The sequence below is a fragment of the Mycobacterium sp. E1715 genome, assembly GCF_001667625.1.
Classification (GTDB): Bacteria; Actinomycetota; Actinomycetes; order Mycobacteriales; family Mycobacteriaceae; genus Mycobacterium.
Genome location: NZ_LZJJ01000528.1, coordinates 1 through 5324, shown reverse-complemented (window position 1 = coordinate 5324; position 5324 = coordinate 1). Strand labels below are relative to the sequence as shown.

At 69.6% G+C, this 5324-nt stretch carries 3 protein-coding genes and 1 pseudogene; 3 read left to right on the top strand and 1 reads right to left on the bottom strand.

From position 1 onward, the window contains the following. From A9X03_RS25920 to A9X03_RS25910, 3 genes are all read left to right on the top strand, one after another. Nucleotides 1–708 (top strand): 1-acyl-sn-glycerol-3-phosphate acyltransferase (locus A9X03_RS25920; RefSeq protein WP_197696148.1); only part of this gene is annotated, 708 nt, incomplete at its 5' end. Continuing rightward, complete coding sequence (locus A9X03_RS25915) at nt 705–3062, top strand: glycerol-3-phosphate 1-O-acyltransferase (protein WP_068263676.1); 2358 nt, start codon at nt 705–707, stop codon at nt 3060–3062. The genes A9X03_RS25920 and A9X03_RS25915, both read left to right, overlap by 4 nt. A 29-nt stretch (nt 3063–3091) precedes the next feature. Continuing rightward, entirely contained in the window at nt 3092–5122 is a 2031-nt protein-coding gene (locus tag A9X03_RS25910; RefSeq protein ID WP_068263674.1) for a cytochrome c oxidase assembly protein, read from the top strand. Between the two features lie 51 nt (nt 5123–5173). Here A9X03_RS25910 and A9X03_RS30535 read toward each other — a convergent pair. Then, a pseudogene (locus A9X03_RS30535) lies at nt 5174–5324 on the bottom strand (hypothetical protein); the annotation flags it as partial.

The following is a 5324-nucleotide window of genomic DNA, read 5'->3' as shown; positions in this document are numbered from 1 at the left end:
GACAACTGGATCGGCGTGGGCAAGAAGGAGCTGCAAAAGGACCCGATCATGGGCACGCTCGGCAGGCTGCTCGACGGGGTGTTCATCGACCGGGACGACCCCGCCGCGGCCATGGAGACGATGCACGAGGTCGAAGACCGCGCCAGGAAAGGGCTTTCGATCGTGATCGCCCCGGAAGGCACCCGGGTCGACACCACCGAGGTCGGGCCGTTCAAGAAGGGGCCGTTCCGCCTCGCCATGGCGGCCGGGATCCCGATCGTCCCGATCGTGATCCGCAACGCGGAGCTGGTCGCCGCCAGGAACTCCACGGTCATCAACCCCGGCACGGTCGACGTCGCGGTGTTCCCGCCGATCTCGGTGCAGGACTGGACCGTCGAGAATCTGCCGGAGCGCATCGCCGAGGTCCGGCAGCTGTATTTGGACACGCTGGCCAATTGGCCGATCGACGAGCTGCCCGAGGTCGACCTGCACGCGGAGAAGAAGTCGTCTGCAAAGACCACGGCGCCCGCGAAAAAGACTGCGGCTAAGGCCGGTTCGAAGTCACCGGCAAGAAAAGCGCCGGCGAAGAAGGCCGCCTCGAAATCCAAGCCGGCCAAGGCGGATCCCCACGAGTCTCAGGCCGTCCTCAAAGACGGTGAGGCGCAACGGCCCGCCCAGGCGGCCGCCGGTGCCGAGCCGCCGGAATCCCCGCCCGAAGGGCGGCCGTGACCGAACCGGCCGCGGATACCACCGCGGTGCTCACCGGCCAAGACTCGCTGGTATTGGCGTCCATGGCGTCGCCGGTGGAGAGGGAACTGGTGACGGCCTGGATGGCGCAACAGCGCGCCGACCGGCCCGAGGCGAGATTCGACGTCCTGGAGCTGCCGCCGCCCAACGCGCCGGCCGGCGCGCTCGCCGCGCTGATCGAGCAGCTCGAGGCTGCCAACGACGCCAACGACGACCGTGCGGTCGTGCCGGTGCGGGTGTTCTGGTTGCCGCCGCCCAATCGCGGCAGGATCGCGAAGCTGGCCGGCCTGCTGCCCGGCCGGGACCCCTACCATCCCAACGAGCGTCAGCAACTGCAGATCATGGGCAACGCGCCCCAGCGGGCGCGAGTGGTGGCAGGCGAACCGGCCAAAGTCTCCGAACTGCGCCAGCAGTGGCGCGAGATCACCGTCGGGGAGAACTCGTGCGACTTCGCCCGGTTCGTCATCCGCCGCGCTCTGCTTGCGCTGGAACGCGTCGAGTACCGAATCCTGGGGCCGCAGTACAAATCTCCGCGACTGGTGAAGCCGGAGATCTTGGAGTCCAGCCGATTTCGAGCCGGGCTGAAGACGATCCCCGGCGCCACCGTCGACGAAGCGGGCGAGATGCTCGACGAACTCGCCACCGGCTGGAGCCGGGTGTCGGTCGACCTGGTCGGCGTCCTGGGGAGGGCGCTCAGCCGCGGATTCGACCCCGAGATCGACTACGACGGCTACCAGGTCGCCGCGATGCGCGCCGCCCTGGAAACCCACCCCGCAGTGCTGTTGTTCTCGCACCGCTCCTACATCGACGGCGCGGTGGTGCCGGTGGCGATGCAGGAGAACCGGCTTCCGCCCGTGCACGTGTTCGCCGGCATCAACTTGTCATTCGGTGCGATGGGGCCGCTGTTGCGCCGGTCCGGCGTCATCTTCATCCGCCGCAACATCGGCGACAACCCGCTCTACAAGTACGTGCTGCGCGAATACGTCGGTTACATCGTCGAAAAGCGGTTCAACCTGAGTTGGTCCATCGAGGGCACGCGGTCGCGCACCGGCAAGATGCTGCCCCCGAAGCTGGGCCTGCTCGCCTACGTCGCCGACGCCTACCTGGATGGGCGCAGCGAAGACATCCTGCTGCAGCCGGTGTCCATCAGCTTCGATCAGCTGCACGAGACCGCCGAGTATGCGGCCTACGCCCGGGGCGGCGAGAAGACGCCCGAAGGCGTGGGCTGGCTCTACAACTTCATCCGCGCGCAGGGCGAACGCAACTACGGCAAGATCTACGTCCGCTTCCCCGAAGCCGTTTCGATGCGCCAGTACCTGGGCCCGACGCACGGCCCGCTGGTCCAGGACCAGGACGCCAAACGACTTGCGCTGCAGAAGATGTCGTTCGAGGTCGCGTGGCGGATATTGCAGGCGACGCCGGTGACGGCCACCGGCCTGGTATGCGCGCTGCTGCTGACCACCCGCGGCGCGGCGTTGACGCTCGGTCAGCTGCACCACACCCTGCAGGATTCGCTGGACTACCTGGAACGCAAGCAAAACCCGATGTCGACGAGCGCGTTGCGGCTGCGCTCGCGCGACGGCGTGCGCGCGGTGGTCGACGCGTTGTCCAACGGGCACCCGATCACCCGGGTCGACGGTGGACGGGAGCCGGTGTGGCGCATCGCCCCCGACGAGCAGCACGCGGCCGCGTTCTACCGCAACTCGCTGATCCACGCGTTCCTGGAGACCTCGATCGTCGAGCTCGCGCTGGCGCATGCGCGGCACGTCGAGGGTGACCGCATGCGGGCCTTCTGGGATCAGGCGATGCGGCTGCGCGACCTGTTGAAGTTCGACTTCTACTTCGCGGACTCGGCGGCGTTTCGGGAAAACATCGCCGAAGAGATGGCCTGGCACGACGATTGGGAAGGCCATGTCACCGCGGGCGGCGAAGAGATCGACGCGCTGTTGTTCTCCAAGCGGCCGTTGATGGCTGACGCGATGCTGCGGGTGTTCTTCGAGGCCTATGAGATCGTCGCCGACGTGCTGCGCGACGCGCCGGCCGACGTCGGCCAGAAGGAGTTGACGGAGTCGGCACTGGGCGTGGGGCGCCAGTATGTGGCGCAGACGCGGGTGCGCAGCAGCGAATCGGTGTCGACGTTGCTGTTCGCCACCGCGTATCAGGTCGTCGCCGACCAGGATCTGGTCGCGCCGGGCCCGGACCTCGCCGAGCGCCGGGGCGCGTTCCGGGAGGAACTGAGGGGCATCCTGCGGGACTCCGATTACATCGGGCGGATCGCGCGTAATCAGTTCGTCGCCCGCGAGGCCAAGGCCCGCGAGGAGCGCCTGGCTCGGTAGTCGCGGATCCGCGCCCATACCCTGGTTGTATGACGGTCGACCGGTCCGTGACCGCACCACGCGCGCTGGTGTGGCCGCTGCTGATCGGCGTCGCGTTGCTGGCGGGATGCACGGCGGCCGGTATCGGGGCGCTGTCGCTGGCCGACGCGCTGACCGCCACCGGGTTGCCGGACCCGGGCCCGACGACCACGTTGGGGCTGCCGTTCGTCCGGGCCGCGGGGGAGATCGCCGCGGTGCTGGCCGTGGGGTCCTTTCTGTTCGCGGCTTTCCTGGCGCCACCGCAACGCAGCGGCGTCCTGGACGCCGACGGGTACCGGGCGCTTCGGCTGGGCACGGTGGCGTCCGGGGTCTGGGCGGTGTGCGCGGCGCTGCTGGTGCCGCTGACCATCTCCGACGTGTCGGGGCGCCCGTTGGTCGCGCTGCTCGACCCGGCACGGATCTGGTCGGTGGCCGGGCTGGTCACCACCGCCTCCGCGTGGCGCTGGACCGCGGCGCTGGCGGCGCTGGTGATGCTGGCGAGCCTGGCGGTGCTGCGCTGGTCGTGGACGCCGCTGCTGTTCGCCGGCTCGTTGCTGACCCTGCTGCCCCTGGGACTGACGGGCCACTCGTCGGCCGGCGGCTCACACGACCTGGCCACCAACAGCCTGCTCATCCACCTCGTGGCCGCCGGCATCTGGGCTGGTGGACTGCTCGCGTTGGCCGCCTACGGGCTGCGCGGCGGGGGACACGTCGCGCTGGCGGCCCGGCGGTTCTCCGCGATCGCGCTCTGGTGCTGGGTCGCGATGGCGCTCAGCGGTGTGGTGAACGCGGTGGTGCGCGTGCCGCTCGGCGACCTGGTGACCACCGAATACGGCCGGTTAGTGATCGCCAAGTTCCTCGCGCTGTGCGCGCTCGGGGTCATCGGCTGGCGCCAGCGGCGCATCGCCGTCGCGCGGCTGCAAGCCGAACCGGCCGACTCCGGCGGCCGCCGCGCCCTGCTCCGGCTGGCGCTCGCCGAGGCCGCGGTCTTCGGCCTCACCTTCGGCGTCGCCGTCGGGCTGGGGCGCACCCCGCCACCGCCTCCACCGAGCCGGCTGCCCTCGATTCCCGAAGCCGAGATCGGGTACGACTTCAACGGACCGCCCACCGCGGTGCGCATCCTGTTCGACTGGCGATTCGACCTGATCTTCGGCAGCGCCGCGATCGTCTTCGCCGCGCTCTACGTGGCCGCGGTGGTGCGTCTGCGCCGCCGCGGCGACGCCTGGCCGCCGGGCCGGACGGCGTCCTGGCTGCTGGGCTGCCTGGCGTTGCTGTTCGTCACCTCGTCGGGCGTCGGCCGCTACATGCCGGCGATGTTCAGCGTCCACATGGTCGCCCACATGGGCCTGTCGATGCTGGTGCCGATCCTGCTGGTGCTCGGCGCCCCGGTGAGCCTGGCCCTGCGCGCGTTGCCCGCCGCCGGCCGCGACGAACCGCCCGGTATGCGGGAATGGCTGCTGGCCGCGCTGCACAGCCGCCTATCGCGGTTCCTCACCAACCCGGTCGTCGCCACCGTGCTCTTCGTCGCCGGCTTCTACGGGTTGTACCTGTCGAACTTGTTCGACATCGCCGTCGGCAGTCACGCGGGCCATCTCGCGATGAACGTCCACTTTCTGCTCAGCGGCTACCTCTTCTACTGGATCGTCATCGGCGTCGACCCCACCCCGCGACCGATCCCGCCGCTGGCCAAGGTGGGCGTGGTGTTCGCCTCGCTGCCGCTGCACGCGTTCTTCGGGGTGGTGCTGATGGGCACCCGCAGGGTGCTCGGCGCCGACTATTACCGCTCGCTCGGTTTGAGCTGGCACACCGACCTGCTGGGGGACCAGCGGCTGGGCGGCGGCATTGCCTGGGCGGCCGGCGAACTGCCCCTGGTGATCGTGATGCTCGCGCTCCTGGTGCAGTGGGCCCGCAGCGACGACCGCACCGCCCGGCGGCTCGACCGCGCCGCCGACCGTGACGACGACGCAGAGCTGGTCGCCTACAACGCGATGCTGGCCGAGCTGGCGCGCCGTGACACGCCGGGACATGCAAAGCCGCGCTGACAGCGTACGAATTCGTCTATCCAGCAACCTGTTTCGGGGCTCAACGTCGGGCTAGTTGTTGGATGGTGGTGGTTGTGGTTGGAAGGGTTGGTACCACCACCAGTCGGCGCGCTCGCCGGTGGGTCCCGGGCAGGGGGCGACCGGGGGTGGGGTCGACGCCGATGACGATCCAGTAGAAGAGGTAGCCGCTGAGCAGAAAGTG